General features: G+C 70.1%; 22 protein-coding genes. 9 read left to right on the top strand and 13 right to left on the bottom strand.

The window, feature by feature from the left end:
- Positions 1–141 precede the first annotated feature (141 nt).
- Complete coding sequence (locus tag BKK81_RS21470) at positions 142–1,968, bottom strand: acyl-CoA dehydrogenase family protein (RefSeq protein WP_071017545.1); 1,827 nt, start codon at positions 1,966–1,968, stop codon at positions 142–144.
- A gap of 182 nt (positions 1,969–2,150) precedes the next feature.
- Here BKK81_RS21470 and BKK81_RS21475 point away from each other — a divergent pair, with 182 nt between their 5' ends.
- The 5 genes from BKK81_RS21475 (at position 2,151) to BKK81_RS21495 (ending at position 7,702) form a co-directional block, all read left to right on the top strand.
- Entirely contained in the window at positions 2,151–3,077 is a 927-nt protein-coding gene (locus BKK81_RS21475) for a LysR substrate-binding domain-containing protein (RefSeq protein WP_083384325.1), read from the top strand.
- Positions 3,078–3,383: 306 nt separating this feature from the next.
- The gene (locus BKK81_RS21480) at positions 3,384–3,692 is read left to right on the top strand and encodes a FeoA family protein (RefSeq protein ID WP_071017547.1); all 309 of its coding nucleotides are present in this window, start codon (positions 3,384–3,386) and stop codon (positions 3,690–3,692) included.
- A 17-nt stretch (positions 3,693–3,709) separates the two neighbouring features.
- Positions 3,710–5,563, top strand: coding sequence for a ferrous iron transport protein B (gene feoB, locus BKK81_RS21485; RefSeq protein ID WP_071017549.1), 1,854 nt, complete (start codon positions 3,710–3,712; stop codon positions 5,561–5,563).
- 38 nt (positions 5,564–5,601) lie between these two features.
- On the top strand, positions 5,602–5,892 hold the full coding sequence (locus tag BKK81_RS21490; protein ID WP_071017551.1) for a DUF6587 family protein: 291 nt from the start codon (positions 5,602–5,604) through the stop codon (positions 5,890–5,892).
- Positions 5,893–7,057: 1,165 nt separating this feature from the next.
- A complete protein-coding gene (locus BKK81_RS21495) occupies positions 7,058–7,702 on the top strand; it encodes an OmpW/AlkL family protein (protein WP_071017553.1) in 645 nt (214 codons plus the stop codon).
- 113 nt (positions 7,703–7,815) lie between these two features.
- Here BKK81_RS21495 and BKK81_RS21500 read toward each other — a convergent pair whose 3' ends face one another.
- Entirely contained in the window at positions 7,816–9,300 is a 1,485-nt protein-coding gene (locus BKK81_RS21500; RefSeq protein WP_071017555.1) for an AMP nucleosidase, read from the bottom strand.
- A gap of 254 nt (positions 9,301–9,554) precedes the next feature.
- Here BKK81_RS21500 and BKK81_RS21505 point away from each other — a divergent pair, with 254 nt between their 5' ends.
- The 3 genes from BKK81_RS21505 (at position 9,555) to BKK81_RS21515 (ending at position 11,020) form a co-directional block, all read left to right on the top strand.
- Entirely contained in the window at positions 9,555–9,944 is a 390-nt protein-coding gene (locus BKK81_RS21505; protein ID WP_071017557.1) for a GNAT family N-acetyltransferase, read from the top strand.
- 17 nt (positions 9,945–9,961) lie between these two features.
- Positions 9,962–10,396 carry an EamA family transporter gene (locus tag BKK81_RS21510; RefSeq protein ID WP_071017558.1) on the top strand — a complete coding sequence of 145 codons (435 nt, stop codon included), beginning with the start codon at positions 9,962–9,964 and terminating at the stop codon, positions 10,394–10,396.
- Positions 10,397–10,519: 123 nt separating this feature from the next.
- A complete protein-coding gene (locus BKK81_RS21515; protein ID WP_071017560.1) occupies positions 10,520–11,020 on the top strand; it encodes a cupin domain-containing protein in 501 nt (166 codons plus the stop codon).
- A 32-nt stretch (positions 11,021–11,052) separates the two neighbouring features.
- On the opposite strand, the gene BKK81_RS21520 is transcribed toward BKK81_RS21515, so the two are convergent.
- The 4 genes from BKK81_RS21520 to BKK81_RS21535 all read right to left on the bottom strand — a co-directional run bounded on the left by BKK81_RS21520 (position 11,053) and on the right by BKK81_RS21535 (position 14,459).
- The gene (locus tag BKK81_RS21520; protein ID WP_071017562.1) at positions 11,053–11,610 is read right to left on the bottom strand and encodes a hypothetical protein; all 558 of its coding nucleotides are present in this window, start codon (positions 11,608–11,610) and stop codon (positions 11,053–11,055) included.
- Between the two features lie 110 nt (positions 11,611–11,720).
- Positions 11,721–12,701 carry a Bug family tripartite tricarboxylate transporter substrate binding protein gene (locus BKK81_RS21525; RefSeq protein WP_071017564.1) on the bottom strand — a complete coding sequence of 327 codons (981 nt, stop codon included), beginning with the start codon at positions 12,699–12,701 and terminating at the stop codon, positions 11,721–11,723.
- 58 nt (positions 12,702–12,759) lie between these two features.
- Positions 12,760–13,098, bottom strand: a complete 339-nt coding sequence (locus BKK81_RS21530) for an AtuA-related protein (protein ID WP_071017565.1) — start codon at positions 13,096–13,098, stop codon at positions 12,760–12,762.
- Complete coding sequence (locus BKK81_RS21535; RefSeq protein WP_071017567.1) at positions 13,095–14,459, bottom strand: acyclic terpene utilization AtuA family protein; 1,365 nt, start codon at positions 14,457–14,459, stop codon at positions 13,095–13,097. Before BKK81_RS21535 ends, BKK81_RS21530 begins: the two co-directional genes overlap by 4 nt.
- A gap of 134 nt (positions 14,460–14,593) precedes the next feature.
- Between BKK81_RS21535 and BKK81_RS21540 the strand changes: the two genes are divergently transcribed.
- Positions 14,594–15,544, top strand: coding sequence for a LysR family transcriptional regulator (locus BKK81_RS21540; RefSeq protein WP_071017569.1), 951 nt, complete (start codon positions 14,594–14,596; stop codon positions 15,542–15,544).
- A gap of 2 nt (positions 15,545–15,546) precedes the next feature.
- Here the strand turns inward: BKK81_RS21540 and BKK81_RS21545 are convergent, their stop codons facing one another.
- From BKK81_RS21545 to BKK81_RS21575, 7 genes are all read right to left on the bottom strand, one after another.
- Positions 15,547–16,281, bottom strand: a complete 735-nt coding sequence (locus BKK81_RS21545) for an SDR family oxidoreductase (RefSeq protein WP_231908190.1) — start codon at positions 16,279–16,281, stop codon at positions 15,547–15,549.
- A 212-nt stretch (positions 16,282–16,493) separates the two neighbouring features.
- The gene (locus tag BKK81_RS21550) at positions 16,494–17,006 is read right to left on the bottom strand and encodes a DUF1269 domain-containing protein (protein ID WP_071017571.1); all 513 of its coding nucleotides are present in this window, start codon (positions 17,004–17,006) and stop codon (positions 16,494–16,496) included.
- A 157-nt stretch (positions 17,007–17,163) separates the two neighbouring features.
- Positions 17,164–18,588, bottom strand: a complete 1,425-nt coding sequence (locus BKK81_RS21555) for an acetate kinase (RefSeq protein WP_071017573.1) — start codon at positions 18,586–18,588, stop codon at positions 17,164–17,166.
- 85 nt (positions 18,589–18,673) lie between these two features.
- Complete coding sequence (locus BKK81_RS21560; protein ID WP_071017575.1) at positions 18,674–19,507, bottom strand: hypothetical protein; 834 nt, start codon at positions 19,505–19,507, stop codon at positions 18,674–18,676.
- An 11-nt stretch (positions 19,508–19,518) separates the two neighbouring features.
- Positions 19,519–20,217: a C39 family peptidase gene (locus BKK81_RS21565; protein WP_071017577.1), complete on the bottom strand. Its 699-nt coding sequence runs from the start codon at positions 20,215–20,217 to the stop codon at positions 19,519–19,521.
- Positions 20,214–20,630, bottom strand: coding sequence for a hypothetical protein (locus BKK81_RS21570; protein ID WP_071017579.1), 417 nt, complete (start codon positions 20,628–20,630; stop codon positions 20,214–20,216). Before BKK81_RS21570 ends, BKK81_RS21565 begins: the two co-directional genes overlap by 4 nt.
- 201 nt (positions 20,631–20,831) lie before the next feature.
- A complete protein-coding gene (locus tag BKK81_RS21575) occupies positions 20,832–22,319 on the bottom strand; it encodes a hypothetical protein (protein WP_071017580.1) in 1,488 nt (495 codons plus the stop codon).
- Between the last annotated feature and the right edge of the window lie 551 nt (positions 22,320–22,870).

A 22,870-nucleotide genomic window follows, 5' to 3' on the forward strand; every position in this document is an offset into this window, starting at 1 on the left:
TTATGTGGGCCCGGCGGGTATGCCGGGACCGGCGCCGCCGCCGCGCTGCGGCGGTGGCGCCGGCGCGCCATGGCACGCGGGCCTGGCACGCGGCCGGTCCAGGGCCGGCGATGAACCAGCGATGGATCGGCGAGGAAGCGGCTAGAAGAGGTTGACGGCGTCGACCGCGCCCGCTGCGCGCAGCGGGCCGTCCTCGGGTGCGTCGACGGTCTCGGCCAGCCATTCCGGCTCGGCCGCGCCGGCCAGCGGATCCTGCGGCAGCACGCGATGCACCAGCACCAGCTGGGCCAGCCGCATGCGGCGCACCGAGCCGATGCGGCCGGCCTCCCACGCCATGGCGACGGCGGTGGTGACGTGGTACAGGGCGGAGGCGGCCTGGCGCGCCAGCACGTCGCCGTCGGCGCCAGCCTCGGCCGCCTGTTGCGCCAGCCCGGCGGCGCGCGCCACCGCGGCGGCGAAGGCGAGACGCGCCTCAGGATGCAGCGGGGTGTCGGCCAGCAGGCCGGCCAGGTGCGCCTGCAGCACCGGCAGCGCGCCTTCGCGTCGGATGGCGCGCAGCACGTCCAGCGCGACGATATTGCTGGTGCCCTCCCAGATCGAGCCGAGGTGGGCGTCGCGCACCAGGCGCGGGTCGCTCCATTCCTCGATATAGCCGCAGCCGCCGCGCACTTCCATGGCGTCGCCGGTGACCTTGCGCGCGTCGCGGCAGGCGCGGAACTTGATCAGCGGCGTCAGGATGCGCATCAGCGGGTAGGCGTCGGCTTCGCCGGCATCGGCGCGGCGCAGCGCCTCGGCGGTCTGGAACACCATGGTGCGCGCCTGCTCGGTGGGCAGGGTCAGCTTGAGCAACTGGCGGCGCATCAGCGGCATGCCGTCGAGCCGCTTGCCGAAGGCCTGGCGCTCGCGCGCGATGAACCGGGCCTCGGTCAGCGCGCGCCGCATCAGGCCGGCCGCGCGCACGCCGTTGGACAGGCGCGAGTTGTTGATCATGTCGGCCATCTGCACGAAGCCGCGGCCGAGTTCGCCGACCAGGTAGGCATGCGCGCCTTCGAGGCGGATCTCGCCGCTGGCCATCGAGCGGGTGCCCAGCTTGTCCTTCAGGCGGATGATGCGGAAGTGGTTGGCGCTGCCGTCGGACAGCGTGCGCGGCAGCAGGAACAGCGACACGCCCTTGATACCCGGCGCGGCGTTGCCCGCCTCGTCCTCGGCGCGCGCCAGCACCATGGCCAGGCCGGCGTCCGGGTTCGAGCAGAACCACTTGTCGCCGGACAGGCGCCAGCCGCCCTCGGCCTGCGCGTCGCGCACGGCGCGCGTGGCGGTGGCCGCCACGTCGGAGCCGGCGCCCTGCTCGGTCATGAACATGGCGCCCTGGTACAGGTCCTCGAAGACCTGGGTGGTCAGGTTCGGCAGGTAGCGCTCGACCAGGGCCGGATCGCCGAACTTGCGCAGCGTGCGCGTCAGCGAGTCGGTCATCGACAGCGGGCAGCACAGGCCGAACTCGGCCTGCACGAACAGGTAGGTCAGCGCGTACTTGGCCGCGGGCGGCATCGGCGCATCCCAGCCCAGCACGCCGGCGCGGTGCGACAGCGCGGCCAGGCCGAATTCGGCGAAAGCCACACGTTCCATCTGCACATAGGCGGGGTGCTTGTCGACCCGCTGCGCGTCGACGCCGCTGCGGGTGCGGTGCGACAGCGTGGGCGGATTGTGGTCGGCGGTGCGGGCCAGTTCGTCGAGCACGCCGCCGGCCAGGGCGCCCATGCGGTCGAGATGGGGCAGCAGGTGCGAGACCAGCGCCTGCGGCAGATAGAGCGGCAGCAGCGCGCGCAGGTCCGGGTCGTCGCTGAACAGGTTGCTGCCGTGGCGGTCGGGCACGGGGTGCGCGGCGGCGGCCTGGGCAACGGGCACCGGGGAGGCAGAATCGGGGGACGCAGAAACGGGTACGCCCTGGCGGGCGGCGCTGGTCGGCATGAGGGGTCTCCTGGTCTTTGGCCCCGCTGCCGGCACGCGCGCCGGCAGGAAGTGCCGGGAAAGCATCCCGGTCGGGCCGGCGGGGCGCCAGGCGCGGGGACTGGCTGAACCCCATTATTCAAACCCCGCCGATTCGTGTCTAATTCTAAAATTGGCTCGATCAATATGTTTTCTGTATTGCCATGGAATTCCGCCACCTGCGCTACTTCCTCGTGCTGGCCGAGGAGCTGCACTTCGGACGCGCCGCGCGCCGGCTCGCCATCTCGCAGCCGCCGCTGTCGCTCAACATCCAGCAGCTGGAGGCTTCGGTCGGCGCGCGCCTGTTCGAGCGCGACAGCCGCGGCGTGCGCCTGACGGCGGCCGGGCGCGCCTTCCGCGAGTCGGCCACGGCCTTGCTGGCCCAGGCCGAGGAGGCGCGCCTGCTGGCGCGCCAGATCGAAGCCGGCGCGGTGGGGCGGCTGCGCGTGGGCTTCGTCGGCTCGATGCTGTACCGTGGCCTGCCCGAGCACCTGCGGGCGTTCCAGGCCCGCTATCCGGGCATCGAGGTGGCCCTGACCGAGCTGAATTCGCAGGAGCAGATCGATGCCCTGCTGCACGGCCAGCTCGACGCCGGCTTCGTGCATACGCGCCACCTGCCCGACGAACTCGGCGCGATCCTGGCGCACAGCGAATCCTTCGTCTGCTGCATGCCGCAGGACCACGCGCTGGCAACGCGCGCGGCGGTGGCGCTGGCAGAGTTGCGCGGCGAACCCTTCGTGCTGTTCTCGCGCAAGGCATCGCCCGACTACTACAACCGCATCTTCGAGATGTGCGCCGCGCAGGGCTTCTACCCGCAGATCCGCCACGAGGTGCGCCACTGGCTGTCGGTGGTCTCGCTGGTGTCGCAGGGCATGGGCGTGGCGGTGGTGCCGGCGGCGCTGCAGCGCTCCGGCATGGCGGGCGCGGCATTCCGCCCGCTGGCCGAGTCCACCGTGCCGTCGGAGGTCTACTGCGCCTGGAAGCTGACGCCCGATCACCCGGCGCGCGAGCGCTTCGTCGAGATGGTGGGGCAGGGGCAGGGGCTGCCGGACGGACCGGGCGATGGCGTGGGCGTATCCGGCCTGCCATGAGAAAAAGGCCACCGGCCGCGCGGGGCCGGTGGCCTTGAAGTACGCGTGGAACGGGGTGTTCAGCGTGCCTGCAGCTTACCCCCGGCGCAATGCGCGACCAATAACGCAATTGCGTTAATTGTGCGGCTTGCGGCCACTTCCACCCGCCGCTGCGGGCGGCGGCGCACGCCCGCGACGGCGCCGGCGGCGCGGCGGGTCCAGAATGCGATACAATGAAAACGATTTTCATTCACGTATCCTGGACGCGGTTTCCCTGCTTGCGCGGGCGCCCCCGATGGCGAAGCCGGTCCCTGCACTGGAAGCATCATGCGGTTGCCTGAACTGCCGCGGCGCACCGTCGCCGTCGTGACCTCAGTGGAAGACGCCATGCCGAACGATCCGGTCTCGCGCCGCCTGCGCGAGCTGGGCTTCGTACCGGGAGAAACGGTGCAGATCGTGGCCCATGGCCCTTTCGGCAAGGACCCCCTGGTGGCCCAGGTCGGCTTCACCCGCTTCGCGCTGCGCCGCGCCGAGGCCGAGCGCATCGCGATCGAAGTGGCCAGCGCCTCCGTCTCCCGCCTCGAACCGGCCGCCCAGGACGCGAATGCCTCGACGGCACGCCGTTCGGTCGCCTGAGCCTCCCCCAGCCCAATATGCCTGTCGCTTCGACCCATCCGGCCCTGCGCATCGCGCTCGTCGGCAATCCCAATTGCGGCAAGACCGCGCTGTTCAACCGCCTGACCGGCAGCCGCCAGAAGGTGGCCAACTATGCCGGCGTCACGGTCGAGCGCAAGGAAGGCCATTTCGTCTCGCCGGCCGGCCGCCAGGTGCGCATCCTCGACCTGCCCGGCGCGTACAGCCTGCACGCCGCCAGCCTCGACGAGGCCATCACGCGCGATATCTGCCTGGGCCACCGCGCCGACGAGCCGCGCCCCGACCTGCTGGTGTCGGTGGTGGACGCCACCAACCTGCGCCTGCACCTGCGCTTCGTGCTCGAGCTGCGCCGCCTCGGCCTGCCCATGGTGGTGGTGCTCAATATGAGCGACGCCGCCGCACGGCGCGGCATCCGCATCGACGTGGCCAAGCTGTCGGCCGCGCTGGGCGTGCCGGTGGTGGAGACGGTGGCGGTCAAGCGCAACGGCGCCGCGGCGCTGCTGCAGGTGCTCGACCAGACCCTGCCGGCGGTGCCGGCGGTGCCGGCCGAGGAAGGCGACGTCCACCGCGAGGTCAAGCGCCTGCTGGACGCGGCCATTTCCATGCCCGCGCGCACGGCGGCGCTCGATGACCGCCTCGACCGCATCGTGCTGCATCCGGTGTTCGGCCTGCTGATCCTGGCGGTACTGCTGTTCCTGATGTTCCAGGCCGTGTTCTCCTGGGCCACGCCGCTGATGGACGGCATCGAGGGCGGCGTGCACGCCTTCGGCGAGCTGATCGGCACCTACCTTCCCGACGGCATGCTCAAGAGCCTGCTGACCGACGGCCTGATCGCCGGCGCCGGCAGCGTGGTGGTGTTCCTGCCGCAGATCCTGATCCTGTTCCTCTTCATCCTGACCCTGGAGGAATCGGGCTACCTGCCGCGCGCGGCCTTCCTGCTAGACCGCCTGATGATGAACGCGGGACTGTCCGGACGCTCCTTCATCCCGCTGCTGTCGAGCTTCGCCTGCGCGATCCCCGGCATCATGGCCACGCGTACCATCCAGGACCCGCGCGACCGGCTCACCACCATCCTGGTGGCGCCGCTGATGACCTGCTCGGCCCGCCTGCCCGTCTACACGCTGCTGATCGGCGCCTTCATTCCGCAACGCACGGTGCTGGGACTGTTCAACCTGCAGGGCCTGGTGCTGTTCGGCCTGTACCTGACGGGCATCCTCAGCGCGCTGGTGGTGGCCTACGTGCTCAAGTACTTCCGCCGCGACCGCACCGATCATCCGCTGATGATGGAGCTGCCCTCCTACCGCATTCCCAACCTGCGCGACCTCGCGCTCGGCCTGTGGGAGCGCGCCCGCATCTTCCTGTCGCGCGTGGGCAAGGTGATCCTGGCGCTGACCGTGCTGCTGTGGTTCCTCGGCAGCTTTCCCGCGCCGCCGGCGGGCGCCACCGGCCCCGCCATCGACTACAGCTTCGCCGGCATGATCGGCCAGGCGCTGGAGAAGGTGTTCGCCCCGATCGGCTTCAACTGGCAGATCTGCGTGGCGCTGGTACCCGGCCTGGCCGCACGCGAAGTCGCCGTGGGCGCGCTGGCCACGGTCTACGCACTGTCCGGCGGCGGCGGCGACGACGCCATGGCCGCGCAGCTCGCCCCGGTCATCGCCGCGCAGTGGTCGCTGGCCACCGCACTGGCGCTGCTGGCCTGGTACGTGTTCGCGCCGCAATGCATCTCGACCATGGCGGTGATCCGCCGCGAGACCAATTCGTGGAAGGTGATGGCCCTCTCGGTGGCCTACCAGGCAGGCCTGGCCTACCTGGCCGCCTTCCTGACCTACCGTATCGCGCTGCTGTTCAGTTGAGCGGCCCGCTCGATTCCAGGAACCCGGGAGCCCAAGCCATGAGCCTCTACCACGCCTTCGAAAGCCTGCTGGTGCCGCTGATCGTGCTGGCCTGCGCGCTGTCGGTGGCGGCCCGCTATGCGCCGCGCACACGCGAGCGCTTCAAGGCCGCACTGGCAGCCGGCCTGGGCGGCCCGGCCGCCACCGGCTGGCGCGCACGCCTGGTCGCATGGCTGGCCCCGCAGGCGGCCGCCGGCTGCGCCAGCGGCTGCGACAGCGGCGGCTGCAATACCTGCGCCTCGAGCACGCCGCCGGCCGAGCAGCCGGTGCGGCTGGTACGCAAGCCCTGAGCCACGCCGGCGGCGGCTGCCGCCGCGCCCGCACTGCTCACCTGTCCTCCGGCGCCGGGCCCGCCTCGCCGACCCTCCCCGGTCCCACCCGCTCCCCTCGCACGATCCCGGCCACGGACGCACCCGCGCCCCGGGACACGCACGCCCATCCGCCGCGCAGCCACAGGCCTTTCCTGCCTCCGCCCGGGCACGCAGAAACGGGTACGCTTTCGCTCCCGGAGCGGCGCCGCGACAGCCGAGCCGCCACGTCAGCGCCGGGGTGAGCCACCGCCGGAGGTACTCTTTCGGCGCGCTTCCGGCCCGTCATTCCGGCCTCGCTCCAGCAGCATCCGCCCCCCGGACCGGCCGGAGCCGGCGCACGCAGAAACGGGTACGCCCACCACATTGCCGTCATGCCCACGCTGGCATCAATGCCCTCGGCGGATACCGCTGGGCTGGGCCGTGCGCAGCCTTCGGGCCGCACCGGCGCCCCGTTTTCGGGGCCTGCCACCCCCTCGGGTGATGCACGCAGAAATGGGTACGCCCGCCATGTCGCGCCCATCCCAGCCCAGCGACGACGAGGTTCCCGTGGCAGCATCGCCGTGCCGCCTGCGCGAGCCCGCGCCGAGGCGAGCGGGCGTGGCCGCAGCGATCAAGGGAATCGGGAATGGGATGGAACGGACGCAGCGAACGGGACGCGGAACACGGGGGCCCGAGGGCACGAGGGCACGAGGGCACGACGTGGCCGCAGTGGGCAGGACAGGAAAACGCCGTGGAAAAAGAATGCCGGTGCGTCCCGCCCCCACGGGACGCGCCGGCAAAGACGTCCTTGCGGACGCCCACGACATGCTCCTTGGCCCGCCGCCGCGCGCCTGGCACGCGGCGATCAGACCGTGCGCATAGCGTAAGGGCGGGCGCCGCGCGGCGCCACGAATCATTCCGCATGTGGATAGACAGCGCGTGAGGGATGTGCGCGGGATGTGCGCGCGGGATGTGTGCACGAGGCATGCGCGGCGCATGAGCGATGCCGCTGCGCGCTCGCGTGGCGGGCTGTGGCAGCGGCGAGACACCGCGGCCGACTTATTGCGTTGCGTCAAAGCCCCGGAAAGTGGCCTCGGTCACACTGGTCTCGTCAAACGGCCGACCTGACCGGCCTCGCAGATTGAGCAACCAGAGCAAGAAGACCATGAGCCAAGCCAGACCTCTCCTCCCCACCCGCGCCGCCTGCCTCGCCATCGCCGCGCTGTCCCTGTTCGCCGCCGTGCCGGCCTCCGCCGCCGATGTGGAGCCGCAAGGCAACTGGATGGTGCGCCTGCGCGGCACCTACCTGAACATGGACAATACGTCCGCCCCGATCGGCGGCGTCGGCCCCAGCGACCTCGTGACGGTCAACAACAAGTGGATCCCCGAACTGGACGTGACGTACTTCATCACGCCGCACATCGCCACCGAGCTGGTGCTGACCGTGCCGCAGAAGCAGGACGTCTACCTGGGCGGCACCAAGATCGGCTCGTTCAAGCACCTGCCGCCTTCCCTCATGCTGCAATACCACCTGCAGCCCGAAGGCACCTTCCGCCCCTACGTGGGCGTGGGCGTGAACGTGACGCGCATCTGGGGTGCCGATATCGCCGGCGGCCTGGCGCTCGACCAGTGGAGCGTGGGGCCCGCGCTGCAGATCGGCATGGACTACAGGCTGACCAAGCACTGGTTCCTGAACGCGGACATCAAGAAGACCTGGATCTCCAGCGACATCAAGTCCAACGGCACCAAGATCTCGTCGGTCAGTCTCGACCCGTGGCTGTTCAGCATGGGTGTGGGCTACCGCTTCTGAAGGCGGCGGGCCCGGCCCGCCTCCCTCTTCCTACCCGGCGCGGCGGCAGGGGCTCCCTGCCGCCGCGCCGGCGTTCATGCCGACCTTCGTGCGGCGTCCGCACGAAGGCCGCCTCAGCGGAAGGCCGGTTCGTCGAAGCTGCGCAGCTTGCGCGAATGCAGCTGCTCGACGCCGTTCTCGCGCAGGATGCGGATCGCCTCCAGGCCGATGGTCATGTGCTGGCTGACGCGCTGGCGGTAGAACGCGTTGGCCATGCCACGCAGCTTCAGCTCGCCGTGCAGCGGCTTGTCCGATACGCACAGCAGCGTGCCATAGGGCACGCGCAGGCGGAAGCCGTTGGCTGCCACGGTGGCGCTTTCCATGTCGATGGCGATCGCGCGCGACTGGTTGAAGCGCGCGTACAGCGCCTTCGATTTCAGCTCCCAGTTACGATCGTCGGTGGACACCACCGTGCCGGTGCGCATGCGCGTCTTCATCTCGGTCCCCGACAGGCCGGTCACGCGTGCCACCGCCTCCTGCAGCGCCACCTGGATCTCGGCGATCGGCGGCACCGGCACCCACGGCGGCAGGTCCTGGTCGAGCACGTGGTCGTCACGCACATAGGCGTGCGCCAGCACGTAGTCGCCGAGCTGCTGCGAGCGGCGCAGGCCGCCGCAGTGGCCGACCATCAGCCAGCAGTGCGGACGCAGCACGGCCAGGTGGTCGGTCATGGTCTTGGCGTTCGACGGGCCGACGCCGATGTTGACCAGCGTCACGCCCAGCTTGTCGCCGCGCACCAGGTGGTAGGCCGGCATCTGCGGCAAGGCGCGCGGCCGCGCGGCGTCGTCCGGCACCGCGCCGCCGCGCTCCTGCACCACGTCGCCCGGCTCGACGAAGCGCACGTAGCCGTTGCCGTCGTCGTGCTCCGCCGCCATGTGCGAGCGGCCCAGCTCGATGAACTCGTCGACGTAGCGCTGGTAGTTGGTGAACAGCACGAAGCGCTGGAAGTGCTCGGGTGCGGTGCCGGTGTAGTGGTACAGCCGCTGCAGCGCGAGATCGACGCGCTCGGCCGGGAACATCGACAGCGGATCGGCCTCGCCCGGCACCGATTCGTAGGTGCCGTTGGCGATGGCATCGTCGATGCGGCTCAGTTCGGGCAGCACGAACGATGCCGCCAGTTCGCGCGCCTGCGTGTGGTTGATGTCGGTGGTGGACGCCTCGATGACGAAGGGCAGCGGGATCGGGCGCCGGCTGGTGCCGACCACCACCGGCACGCGGTGATAGCGCATCAGGCGCTCGATCTGGTCGCGGAAATAGTCGGCGAACAGGTCCGGCCGCGTCAGCGTGGTGCCATAGACCCCCGGATAGGCCACCGTGCCCCAGGATGGCCGGCTGTCGGTCACCATGGTTTCCAGGTTGACCGAGATGCCCAGGTAGGGATAGCAGGCATGGGCCGCCGAGGGCAGGGGCCGGCCCTGCGCGAAGGCATCGAAACGTGCCTTGATGGCACTGACCGAGTGCCGGTAGATCTCGGTGATGCGCGTCAGCGCGGCGTCCGCGTCGGTGAATTCGGCCAGTTGGTCGGCGGGATGGGCGGGGGAATAGATGGCGGCGTTCATGGACCGATGATACCGTGCCGCCCGCCGGCGCGGGCATGCCGGTGGTGCGTGCGCCAGGCACCCGCCGCGGAGCCCGCCGCCGGTGGAACGCCGGCCGGCCCGGCACCGGCAAAATTGACGCTGGCGCACCCGCTCGCTAAACTCTGCGCCAATTACGCCGCCCGCCCCGCGCGGACGGCGTCCGGACTCACCGCGCCACCGACGGCATGGCGGCACGGCGGAGTGCTGTACACGTTTGGCAAGGAGAGCCGTTGATGGAAATCCGAAATCTGGTGCCCGCAGACATCGAGGCCGCCAGGCAACTCCTTGCAGAGAACGGCTGGGCCCACCGGGTCAACAATCCCGAGCGCTTCGCGCAACTCGTGGCGAACTCGCAGCGCGTCGCGGTCGCGGTCGACGGCGGCCGCATCGTCGGCTTCGCGCGGGCGCTGTGCGACGGCATCTCGGACGGCTACCTGTCCATGGTGGCGGTCGCCCCGAGCCACCGCCGCCAGGGCGTCGGCCGGGCGCTGATGCGCCACGTCATGGGCGACGATCCCGACATCACCTGGGTGCTGCGCGCGGCGCGCTCGTCCGAAGCGGCCTTCTTCGGCCAGCTCGGCTTCACCCCGTCGATGGTCGCCATGGAACGCCGCCGTTCCTGAACGCGGCGCGGCCACCGATGAGCGCTTCCACCACCTGGTTCCACTGGGCCCTGCTGTCGGCGGCCTTCGCCGCGCTCACCGCGATTTTCGCCAAGATCGGCCTGGAAGGCGTCAATTCCGACCTTGCCACGCTGATCCGCACCGGGGTGATCATCGTCGTGCTGAGCCTGTTCGTGTTCTACACCGGCAAGTGGAGCAATCCGCTCGCGCTCTCGCCCAGGACCTGGACCTTCCTGGTGCTGTCCGGGCTGGCCACGGGCGCTTCCTGGGTCTGCTACTTCCGCGCGCTCAAGATTGGCGATGCCTCCAAGGTGGCGCCGGTGGACAAGCTCAGCCTGCTGCTGGTGGCCGTGTTCGCCGTGATCTTCCTCGGCGAGCGGCCCAGCCTGCGCGAGTGGGCCGGCATCCTGCTGGTCGGCGCTGGCGTGCTGGTGCTGGGTTTCAAACGCTGACCGGGGCGGAGCCCGGGTCCGGCGCAGATCCGCCCACCGTGCGCACATCGTGCGCAGATCCCGCGCACGCCCTGCGCAGGTTCTAGACTGGAGGCTGGAGCTTCCGTCGAGGAGAGCGCAGCCATGAAAGACGGTCATCCCCTGCTGCTGCGTGCCGACCAGGTCCAGGCCGGCCTGCACACCTTCCGCCACCCCTGGAACCCCAACTCCGAGATCACCGGCGCCAGGCTCGGCCGCATGCTCGGCCTGCGCCGCACCGGCGTCAACTTCACCACGGTGCCGCCGGGCAAGGAATCCTTCGTGTATCACGCGCATCACCTCGAGGAAGAGTGGATCTACATCCTCTCGGGACGCGGCGTCGCGGAAATCGACGGTGAGGTGTTCGAGGTCGGCGCGGGCGACTTCATGGCCTTCCCGGCCACGGGCGTGGCCCACCACCTGGTCAATGCCGGCGACCAGGACCTGGTCTACCTGTGCGGCGGTGAGCACCGCGAGGCCGAGATCGTGGATTTCCCGCGCCTGGGCAAGCGTTCGGTGCGCACGGGCGACACGGTGGAGGTCTTCGATCGCCCCGGCACCCCGCCGCCGGGGTCGCCCGCCTCCGACGCGGGTACGGCACGCTGACGCCGCCCCGCCGCGAGAGGCGCCGGCAACACTCAGGAGCCGACGGCCGCGAGGAACTGCAGCACCGGCGCCAGGCCGTCGAGGGCCGGCGCCCGGGCGCGCGCCTGCGCCGCCCCGCACCAGGGATAAGGCAGCCGGGCCAGCCAGCCGTCGAGCACGTCGTGCGCGGCCTCGGGCGCCAGGATCTCCATCGCCTCGATGACGATCTCCAGCGACTGCACGCGGCGAGGCTCGCCCATGGCGAAGCGCCAGTCGTAGCTGCCGCAGCCCACGCGCACGCCGCCGCTGTCCTTGTCGCTCATGCCGACCAGCCAGGCGCAGGTGAACGCATCCGCGTCGGGCGCCGGCGGCGTGCCCAGGCAGAAGGTGTAGACATTGTCGTAGCGCTGGCCGAAGCGGCGCACCAGCACGTCGCTGATCTGCGCCAGGCCTTCGGTGGCCGCGGGGAAGGCGATGGCCTCGGTCTTCACCGTCATGCGCAGTTGTGCGTCCGCGGCGAAGGCGGCAGCCATGCGGTGCGGGCGGTTCTCGTCCTTGGCGCGGATATAGGTTTCGATCAGCGCCTGCGCGCTGCTGGCGGGATGGGACATGGCAAGCGGGAAAAGGTGGGAGACCGCCGCATCTTAGCCGCGCGCCGACCCGCGCGGCGGCGAGCCCCTGCCGCCGGCAGGGGCTCCGGGCGCCGCCCGGCGCCGCCGCGTCATTCCGGCTGGATGTTGGCCGCCTTGATGATGCGGCCCCACTTGGCCGACTCCTGCGCCTGGAACTTCGCCAGCTCCGCCGGACTGCCGGTGAACACCTCGGTGCCGGTGGTCTGGTAGAAGGTGGCCGCGGTCTCGCTGTGCGCGGCCTTCACCAGCAGCGCATTGAGCCGGCCCACCACGGCAGGCGGCGTGCCGGCGGGGGCATAGGCGGCGAACCAGTAGCTCATCTCATAGCCCTTGACGCCGGCCTCGTCGATGGTGGGTACGTCCGGCGCCAGCGGCGAGCGCGCCTTGCCCGACACGCCCAGCGCGCGCAGCTTGCCGCTCTTGACCTGCGGCAGGCCGGTCGCGGTGTCGGTGATCATCATCTGGATCTGGTTGCCGAGCAGGTCGGTGACGGCAAGCGGATTGCTCTTGTAGGGCACGTGCAGCAGTTCCACATGCGCCATCTGCTGGAACAGCTCGCCGGCGATGCGCGAGGACGAGCTGCCGCTGCCGAAGCTGAGCTTGCCCGGCTGCTTCTTCGCCAGCGCGATGAACTCGCCCACCGTCTTCACCGGCAGCTGCGGATTGACCACCATGATCTGGCCGCCGCGGCCGAGCGCGCTCAGCGGCGCGAAATCCTTGACCGGGTCGTAGGGCAGCTTCTTGTACAGGTGCTCGTTGGCGGCGTGCGTGGTGTTGGTCGTGATCAGCACCGTGTAGCCGTCCGGGCTGGCCTTGGCCACGTCGCCGGCCGCGATGAAGCCGTTGGCGCCCGGCTTGTCGTCCACCACCACGCTCACCTTGGCCTCCACGCTCATGGCCTGGCCGATGGCGCGGGCGAGCTGGTCGGTGGCGCTGCCGGCGGCGAACGGCACCACGAAGCGGATCGGCTTGTCGGGGAACTCGGCGTGCGCGCCGGCGGGCAGGGCAAGGGCGGCGAAGGCGGCGGCGGCGAGCGCCGCGGCGCGCGCGGAGCGGGAAATGGCTGGCATGGGGTTGTCTCCTGTGTTTTGCTGAGGGTCTTGCAGGGGGCCGCGCGCGCGGCAGAGGTCAGGCGGCGCGCAGGCGCGGCGGCAACGGGATCTCCAGTTGCAGCAGCAGGAAGGCCAGGGCCTTGCCGTGCGTATCGAGGTTGAGCGCGTCGTTGACGCCGCCGTCGAGCACACCGTCGATGACGAAGTTCATCGCCTGCAGCGAGGGCACCAGGTAACGGCGCACGGCGCTCGGCCGGCGGTGCTCGAACAGGGTGGCGACAGCCTGCTCGGTGACGTGCTCGGCGAGGTGGGCGAAATCCTCCGCCTCGTAGGCGATCACGCTGATGTTGCAGCGATTGCCCTTGTCGCCGGTGCGGCCGTGGGCAAGGCGGTGGAGCGCGACGGTCTCGGTCATGATGCGATCAGGGTATGGCTGGGGGACACGGCGCCGCGCGGCACCAGGCATGAGGTGGCGTTCAGGCGCGGGCGCAGCGCCGTGCGCACGCCGCCGCCGCCGGCGGGACCGCAGGTATAGAGCGCGTTCACCTCGCGCAGCAGCGCCTGCGCCACCTCGCGCTCGTCGTGCGCCAGCGCGGCACGCAGGCGCACGTCGGCGGCCGCGTCCTCGCCCGGCCGCGGCTGCCCGAGCAAGGCGCCGGCATCGTCGGCGAACACGCTGAGCACGCCGATCAGGTCGAAGCGGATCGGCACCGCGTGGCCGAGCCCCTCCATGCGCCGCCGCACGATCTGCGCCGCCAGACGCGCGCGCGCGGCCGCATTGGGACCGGCGTACGAGATCTCGCCTTCGGCGATCCAGCCCCCTTCGTAGAACAGGTTGGCCTTGAGCTGCTCGGGACGCGGGTGGCCGCGCACCTGCCGCACCGCCACGCGGTCCGGGCCGGCCTGTGCGAGCGTAACCGCGCTGATGTCTGCCACCACGTCCGGCGTCAGGTAGGCGGCGGGGTCGTGCACTTCGTACAGCAGTTGCTCCTTCACCGTGCGCAGGTCTACGCAGCCGCCGGTGCCGGCGGCCTTGAAGATCTCGATGCCGCCGTCCGCGCCGAGCTGCGCGATCGGGTAGCCGAGCGCGTGCACGTCGGGCACGTCCTTGAAACCGGGATCGGCAAAGTAGCCACCGGTCACCTGCGCCCCGCATTCGAGCAGGTGGCCGGCGATGGTCGCGCATGCCAGCCGGTCCCAGTCCTGCCAGGACCAGCCGAAGTGCGCCATGGCCGGCCCTACCGCCAATGCCGGGTCGGCCACGCGGCCGCACACCACCACGTCGGCCCCGGCGCGCAGGGCGTCGGCGATGCCTTGGGCGCCGATATAGGCATTGGCGCAGACCAGGCGCGCCGCATCGAAGTCCGCGCCGACGATGCCTTGCAGCAGCGTGCGGCCGGCAGGATGCGAGAGGTCGTCGCCCTCGACCACCGCCACGCGCGGCGCCGGCAGGCCGAGGCTGGCGGCAAGCGCCAGCACGCGCCGCGCCGCCGCACGCGGATTGGCCGCGCCGAAATTGCCGACGATGGGAATGCGGTGCGCCAGGCAAGGCCCCAGCACGGGGCTCAGCAGGGCGTCGAGCAGCGGCTCGTAGCCGCCTGCCGGGTCCTGGCGGCGCGCGAGCTGGGCCAGCGCCAAGGTGCGCTCGGCCAGCGTCTCGAAGATCAGCACGCCCGGCTGGCCGGACGCGATCAGCGTGCGGACCACCGGCAGGGCGGCATCGGTACGGTCGCCGGAGAAACCGGCGCCCGAGCCGATCAACAATGATGCGGTCATGGAACGGACCATCCTGGATCGCGGCGGGACGATTCCCGCCGGCCAGGCCATTCTAGGTTGGACGCAGTTATCTCAGAAATGGATAGTTTGGATTAATCTATCGAAATCCTGGATGAACAGAACGGGTCCGCCGCATGAACCTGTCGGTCAAGCACCTGCGCGCCTTCGTGGCGCTCGCCGAGCAACGCAACTTCACCCGCGCGGCACAGGCCTGCCACCTGTCGCAGTCGGCCTTCAGCACCTTGATCCACACGCTCGAAGAGCAGGCCGGCAGCCGCCTGTTCGAGCGCACCACGCGCCATGTCGAGCTCAGCGCGGACGGACGGCGCTTCGAGGAAGTGGCGCGGCGCCTGCTGGCCGACTTCGAGGCGGCGCTGGCCGACCTGCGCGACCACGCGCTGCGGCGCAAGGGGCGCGTCTCCATCGCCGCCCTGCCGTCGCTGGCGGCGGGCGACCTGCCACCGCTGCTGGCGGCCTTCCGCGCGCGCTATCCGGGCATCGAGATCGCACTGTTCGACCTGCTGGCCGACGGCTGCATCGACCTCGTGCGGCGCGCCCGCGCCGACTTCGCGCTGGCGCCGGCGCCGGCCCAGGCCGCCGACCTGCGCGTCGAGCCGCTGCTGCGCGAGCGCTTCCACCTGGTCTGCCCGGCCGGCCACGCACTGGCCGCGCGGCGCAGCGTCACGCCGCAGGCATTGGCCGGCCATCCCTTCATCCATCTTTCGCGCACCAGCAGCGTGCGCCAGCACCTGGACGCCGCGCTGCACCCGGAGCGCCTGGAAGGCGTGATGGAGGTGGAACAGCTCGCCACGGTCGCGGGGCTGGTGGCGGCCGGCCTCGGCATCACCGCGGTGCCGACGCTGGCACTGTTCCAGTTCCGCCGCGAGGGCCTCGTGGTGCGGCCGCTGCAGATCCCCGGACTGTCGCGCGATATCTGCCTGATACGCCTGAAGGAGCGTGGCGACACCGCCGCGGCGGCGGCCTTGATCGAGGACCTGCGCGCGCACTACGGCGACGGCCGGGCCGGCGCCGGGACGGGTCCGGGTCCGCGCCTGAAACCGCGTCAGCCGCGTCAGCCGCGTTAGAGTTAGAAGTGGCCGAGGTAGCCGCCGTCGACGGCCAGCACGTGGCCGGTGACATAGGAGGCGGCCGGCGAGGCCAGGAACACCACCGCGCCGGCCACTTCGTCCGGCCTGCCCCAGCGGCCCAGCGAGGTGCGGTCGCGCAGCCACTGCGCCACGGTGGCATCGGCCACCATCGGCTGGTTGGGTTCGGTGGCGAAATAACCCGGCGCGACGGCATTGACGGTGATGCCCTCGCGGCCGAGTTCGGCGGCCATGGCACGGGTGAGCGCATCGAGCCCGCCCTTGGTGGCCGGATAGAGCACGTCGCCATAGCGCGCTACCTGGCCGGCGATCGAGCTGACGTTGACGATGCGCCCGTAGCCCCCCGCGCGCATGCGCTGCGCGGCGTGGCGGCACAGCGCATACGGTGCCACCAGGTTGGTCTCCAGCATGCTGCGCAGCTCGGCCGCGCCGAGCTCTGCCATGGTACTGCGCTGGCGCGCGCCGGCATTGTTGACCAGGATGTCGAGACGGCCGTGCGCGGCATCGATGTGCGCGAAGGCGGCCTCCACGGCGGCATCGTCGGTGATGTCCAGCGGCAGTCCTTCGGCGCTGCCGCCTAGCGCGCGCAAGCGGTCGACGGCGGCGGCAACGCGCGGCGCCGAGCGCGCCACCACCAGCACGTGGGCGCCCGCCGCGGCCAGGCCCGCGGCAATGGCCTCGCCCAGGCCCTGCGCACCGCCGGTGACGAGAGCCACGCGGCCGTGCAGCGCGAATGGCGCGCCGGCCGCAGGAGATGAAGCGGCGGAAGTTGCGGACGAGGCTGACGAAGTTGACGAAGCGGATGCCGCGGAGGCTGCGGGCATGTCGGGTGCGGTAGTCATGCGCAGACTATACCGCAGCCGGCAACGACGCGGCCGGCCCGCAGGCCGGCCGCGTCAGCATGCCCGGCATGCCGGGCCGGAACGGTTCAGGGGAAGGCCGGTATGGCCGGATCCAGGCCGGCGAAGCGGGCTTCCGGATGGGTCCGCTGCAGCAGCTGTTCGATCTCGTCTACGCGGCCGCGCGGCACGTCCACCATCAGCAGGATCTTGCCGGCCTCGATGTCGGTCGTGAACGAGCGCAGACGGCTGTTGGGCACCGAACTGCCGATCATGCTGGACGCCCAGGCTCCGATGATCGCGCCCAGGACCGCCAGCACCCCCACCAGGCCCCACTGCGGCGAATCGCTGACGATCGGGAACATCGCCACCACCACCCCGGCCACGATGCCCACGCCGCCGCCCACCATCAGGCCCATCTCGGCCGCGTGGACGATGTCGGAAGTCTGGAACAGATTGGCCTCGTGCAGGCCCGTCATGTCCGTGTCCTCGCGCGCCACGAAATGGATGCGGCTGTGCTCGATGCGGGCCAGCAGCAGGTCGTCCATTGCGCGACGCGCGCAAGCCGTGTCCGGCAACAACCAGAAGATACGTTTGCGCATGGTCGTCTCCTCCTTTGAGGACGTTGCCTCCTCTGCACCCCGCCGGCTTGCGCCGCTCGGGAAGAGTGGCTGACTTCTTTGTACGCCAGCGGCATGGCCGGCGCAAGGCGGCATCCGGTGAAAGGCTCGCACGCTTCACCCGGTGCGGCACGCGCCATCAGAAAGTGATCGGTAGCCGGACCGTGACCTGCAGGTCCGGCGTGTCGCGCGTCAGGCCCGCGCCCACCGACACGTTCAGCGTATAGCGCTTGCTGAACCGGTACGAGTAACCCACCAGCAAGGTGCCCAGGGTGACGCGCACCGACCCCGGCACCGTCGCACCGTTCTGCTTGGTCGGCCAGATGATGCTCTGGTCATAGCCGATGCTGAACGATGCCTTCTCGTTGAGCGACAGGCCGACGCCGAAGCTGAACTCGAAGATGTCGCCTGCACGGATGTCGCCGAGGAACTCCTGCTGCCCGCCCAACACGGTGCGGCTCACATTGCTGCGCGTGAAATTGTGCAGATAGCTGAAGGTGCCGAAGAACACGGCAGGGTCGCTCGGGAACAGCCAGGTGATGCCGGGCTGGATCGCCTGGAAGCCGGTGCCGGTCGGCATCGACAGCGGCAGCCCCGTGCCCGTCGTATTGGCCACGCAGCGCGTCACGCAATCGGTGGTGACCTCGAAGGGGTCCCGCCCCGTGCGCGACTTGTAGCGCAGCCAGCCGATGAAGTAGGGCAGGCGCTCGGTGCCCTGGTTGAGCTGGTAGCGGATGGTCGCTTCGACGTCGCCGAGGCCCGAGCCCGAGGCACCGAAGGCGTTGTCATTGGCCGAGCCCGTGAAGATCTCGCGGCTGATCGTGTCGGTGGTCGCATGCACATAGGGCACCTTGGCCTCGATCTCGAGCCGGTTGGTCAGTCCGTAGCGGAAAGCCAGCGCCGACACATAGGTCGAAGTCTTGACCTGGCGCACGTCGATCAGGCCGATCAGGATGGCGGGAATGATGGTGTAGCCGATCAGCGCCACGCGATCGCTTGAGGAATAGCCATATTGGAACGAGGGCTCGATCACCAGCTTCTTCGCTGGCGTCAGCACGCCGGGCTGGTCGAAGATCGGCGCCACCTCCGGCGGGCGCGCGTCGCGCTGCGGCGCCACACCGACGGGCTCCGGATCGCCGGCCAGCGGCATGCCGTCGCCCTGCGCGCTGCCGGGCTGTGCGCCCTGCACGACATTGGCTGGCAAATTGGGTACGGACTGCGTCGCACTGGTCGCCGCCGCGCCGGCGGTGGCCGCGGTCGCGGCATCGCTCGGCGTCACCGGCGTGCCGCTGCCGGCACGCTGGCCGCCCCGCTTGCGCGCGAGCACATCGAGCCCGAGCACGCCGCGCAATTCCCGGATGGTCGCTTCCTGCTGCGCCATCGACTGTTTCATCGCATCGAGCGCCGCGGCCTGCTCGGCCACCTCGCGCTTGAGCGCCTCCAGCTTCGTGGCCGATGTGTCGACGTCTTCCACTGCAGGCTGCGTCTGCGCATGCGCCAGCGAGCCAAGCAGCAAGGTGGAACATCCGGCCAGGCCGATCCCCCGTAACGACCAAGTCTTCATCACGTCTCTCCTCCCCAGGACGGCGGACTGATTGCGCAGGCGTCCGCTACCTGCTCGCCTGTTCGGGCTTCACTGCATCAAACCATCACCGTGATACCGCCGATTGGATCAGCGTACTGTTCAGTAACGCACCAGCCTGCATCGCACGGAAGGCGCCCAGGGTATTGACGGCGGCATTGATGCTGGTCAGGCTCGCAATGGCCTGGTTGTTCAGTGAATTCTGGATCACCGTGGCAGCCAGCGAGGCGGGAATGGCTCCGGGCGCGATGCTGTTGCCGCCGCCGTTCTGTACCAGCGTCAGCAGGCCGTTGGTGGCTACGGTGGTGGTGCCATTGCTGGACACGCTGGTCGGCAGGCCGGCACCTCCGACCAGTGCCGCCGCCGCGGCCGCGCCGGACGTACCCGGCACGCTTGCGCTGCCACCGTTGCCACCGTTGGCGCCATTACCGCCGCGACCATTGCTGCCCGCCGCGGCTGCGGCATTGTTGGCATTCGCCACCACGGCGCTGACATTGCCGAGCAGAGAGGCCAGCTTATTGGCCTGCGCCGCCGTGATCTGGCTGACATCGGGAATGTTCAGGCTGGTCGACACCACGAGCTGGCCGTTGATGAGCACGGCGCGGTCGATGCCGAACGACACCTGCAAGCCCGCGCCGACATCGAAGCCGCCACGCAGCGCTTCCAGACGCTCGGCCGCGACCGGTTCCCAGGCCGCCATGCCGTCTCGAGCGCGCGACAGCGCACTGCCCTGCCCGGACCTAGCCGACGCGCCATCCATCGCATCGCCAGCGCCGTCTTCACGCTGCAGCGGATTGATCGCTTGCGCGGCGCCGCACCAGGCCAGTCCGAGGCCCAGCAGCGCCGCAGCGGCCCGCGCACCGGCGCCGGAGCGCGGGCGGGGCAGTGGGGTTCGCAACATGATCTCGATTCCTAGAAATCCCCAGGGCCATGCTTCGGCATGACCGTGAAGAACAGGCTGTCGCGGTTCACCCCCATCTCCAGCGGCCCGCTCGGTGCGACCCGCCAGTCGGCGGCCAGGTTGAAGCGCGCCGCCTCCTCGTGGTTGTGGATCACGAACAGCAACTGGCTGTCCCAGATCGCGTTGAAGTGTTCGCGCGAGATCGCGCGCGTGCCGGTGGCGGGATCGCCGATCAGCACACGGGAGCCGCGCACGCCCTTGACGACAACGAAGTGGTGGTAGCCGTTCTCGATCACCAGCACGATGGCCGGTATCTGCGTTTCCTCGAGCTTTGACAGGGGCAGCTCGTAGCCGTCCGCCATGAAGCCGCGCGATTCGAGGAAGCGCTTCATGTCGAGCAGCGAGAATCCTTCGCGGCGGATCTTCGCTTGATCGCCGCTCTGGTACATTTCCTGGAACACCGTCTCCTCGTTGATCTTGTAGCCGTACTGGTAAGTGAGGAGGGTGGCCACTGCGGCCGAGCCGCAACTGAAGTCATACTGCTGCTGGATGGTCGTCTTGAAACGCGCCTGCTTGAGGCTGACCACCCGGACCTGGTAATTCTCGCCCTGGCTGCCCTGCACGTTGGCGATATCCGCATATGCCACGCCGGCCGGCAGCAGCGCCAGCGAGAGCTGCGCGGCGATCAGCAGAGAGCGTGCCAGTCTCATGGCTTGAACTGGATATTGAGGATCGTCGCGTTCTGGATCAGCACGTTCGCCCCGGTGTTCTGGACCACGGTCGACAGGCCGCTCGCATTGGCGAACGAACCTTCGTTGATGGCGTTCGATCCCGTCATCACCCGGTTGGCGGTATTGTTCGCCACCGTGCCCGCCACATCCATATCGCTGATCGTCAGCGCGCCGCCGCGCAGATCGCCGAGCCGATCGCTGGCCACGGGCTTGCCGAACGGGTCGGCACTCGCCGCCGCGCCGCCCTCGGCCGATCCCGCCGCGGGTGCCTGCAAGGCCGCCGCCTGGCCCTGCGCCGCGTCCATCGCGGCGGGTCCGGCCAAGGCGAACGCCGCGGGCCAGCTCAAGGCAACCCCGCTCAGCGTCGCAAGGGCGATTCGGAACATGCGCATGATGTTCTCTCCTTCCGCCACCACCGCCCGCCGGCACGCGCGCCGCACCGCGCCCTGGTAATGGCATTTGACCGCGGCGGCACAGGCCGCGGCACGCGCCGCTTTCCCGCGCGTACCGCGGCCTGTGCATCGCACTGCATGACATCGGGCATGGGCAGGATCCCGCCATCCTCCGGGATCCCGCCTTGTCTCACCTGCCGCTTAGTGACCCACGGTCAGGTTCGACTGCACCGTGACAGCCTGTTGCGCCAGCGAGGCCAGGCCGCTGTTCTGGCTGACCACCATGATGCCGGCCGCCGCATTGCCGACCGCGGACATGGTGCTGGACATGTTGAAGGTACCGGCGTTGACGGAGTTCGAGCCGCCCGCGCCGCCGGCGCCTGCCACACCGCCATTGCCTACGCCACCGGTACCGCCCGCGCCGGAGCCGCCACTGCCGCCATTGCCGCCATTGCCGGCCGTCGCGCTGCCGTTGCTGGCCATGGTGGACGAACTGCCGTTGCTGGCCGAGCCGCCCGCGCCGCCGTTGCCGCCGACACTGGCTTGATCGCCACCAGCGCCGCCGGTGCCGCTGCCGGCACCGCCAGTGGCCACGGACATACCGCCGGAGCCATTGCCGCCAGTGCCACCAGTACCACCAGCGTTGCCGCCGCTGGCCATCGACGAACCGCCGGTGGCGCCACCGCCTGCGCCGCCGCCTGCGGCCGAGTTGCCGCCTGCGGTGCTGACCGCGCCGCCGCCGCCGTTACCGGCGTTGCCAGCGGTCGCGCCAGAGTTGGCTGAACCGCCCGTGCCGCTGCTGCTGGAGTGATGGTTCGCACCACCGAGCAGGCCGCCGAGGGCAACACCACCGTTAGCGCCGCTATCGCCACCTGCGCCAGCGCTTACGCCAAGCGAACCGCCGCCCCTGCTGCCCGCACCGCCACCGGCGCCACCGCTGCCGGATCCAGTCGCGGCCTGCGGATCGCCACCGGTGCCGCTGCCACTCCCGCCTCTGCCGCCAACGCCGACGCTGGCACTGAGCGCGTCACCGCCGGAGCCGCGGCCGGAACCGCCGTCGCCGCCACTGCCGGACGCCGCGCCACCGGCACCACCATTGCCGGCACTTGCGCCGCCGTTGGTCGAATTGCCGGCTTGTGCGCCATGATTGGTCGACGTTCCGCCAGCACCGCCCACCGCACCGACTGCGCCGTTGCCGGTGCCGCCCATGCCGCCGTTGCCGGTACCGCCCATGCCGCCGCGCGCGCCGTTGGCGTTGCCGTTGTTCTGCGCCCAGTTACCGATGTTGCTGATCGACAGGCCGCTGACCGAACCCTGCAGCTTGCTGATCGCCACCGCCTTGCTGGTATTGAATGCGTTGCTGAAGCTGGCAACGGCCGTGCTCCCGTTGTTGGCGCCGGCGTTGCCATAGGCATCGCTGAAGGTGTTCCAGCCCTTCGTCTTGGTGGTGGTGGTGGTGGTGGTCCGGTTGGCCGTCACATTGATGGCGGCCGAGTTGTGCTGGCTGTTGTCCTGCGATGCGCTGGAATTTTCATTCGCCAACGCGCCGGCACCGGACTGTGCCGACGTTGCGGTTGCGGTCTCCCTGTTGTTGCTGCCTGCCGTATTGGTGGCCGTTGGGTTCGCCATAGCCTGGCCGCCCGCGCCCAACGCGAGCGCGATGGCTGACGCTAGTAGAGTCTTGTTCATGAAGTGCTCCCAGGAACGTCTTTAGACTTCCACATCACCGGTTGACGCCGTTTTCGGGGATTGGCGGCAACCGGTCCTGGTCCGCGCATTGCCGGACCGGCCACACACTCCGCATATTCGATGCCAGCTCTCGCCGCCCGTGCGCGATACCGGCGCAAACCCAACAGATACAAGAGCTTGCGCCGGGGCAGAATGGCAGGGCGCGGACCCGGCCAAGGTGGCCGGGTCCCGCGGCCGGGAAAATGCTGGCCCCGTGTCACATCAGCGTGACAGATGGGAATTTCGGGCCATGGTTTTCCCGCCAGGCGGTTGAGGAAAATCCCTTCACTTTCAGCGCATTAGCAGAAGCGGACGAGCGCCCGCCTAGGCTCATGGCGGCTGTTTCGCGGCTGCAACACGGTTGAGAGACCCTGGCGCGGGTATGGCGGAGACACGGGCGCGCACCGCGGTAGATGTTGTTTTTCGGTCGCATCCCGCCTCGCCGACAGCAGGATACGCGCTAGCATAGGCGCCCGAGTGCGGCCTTCGTGCAACGGCGCCCGGCTCCATGT

It is taken from the genome of Cupriavidus sp. USMAHM13 (genome assembly GCF_001854285.1).
GTDB lineage: Bacteria > Pseudomonadota > Gammaproteobacteria > Burkholderiales > Burkholderiaceae > Cupriavidus > Cupriavidus malaysiensis.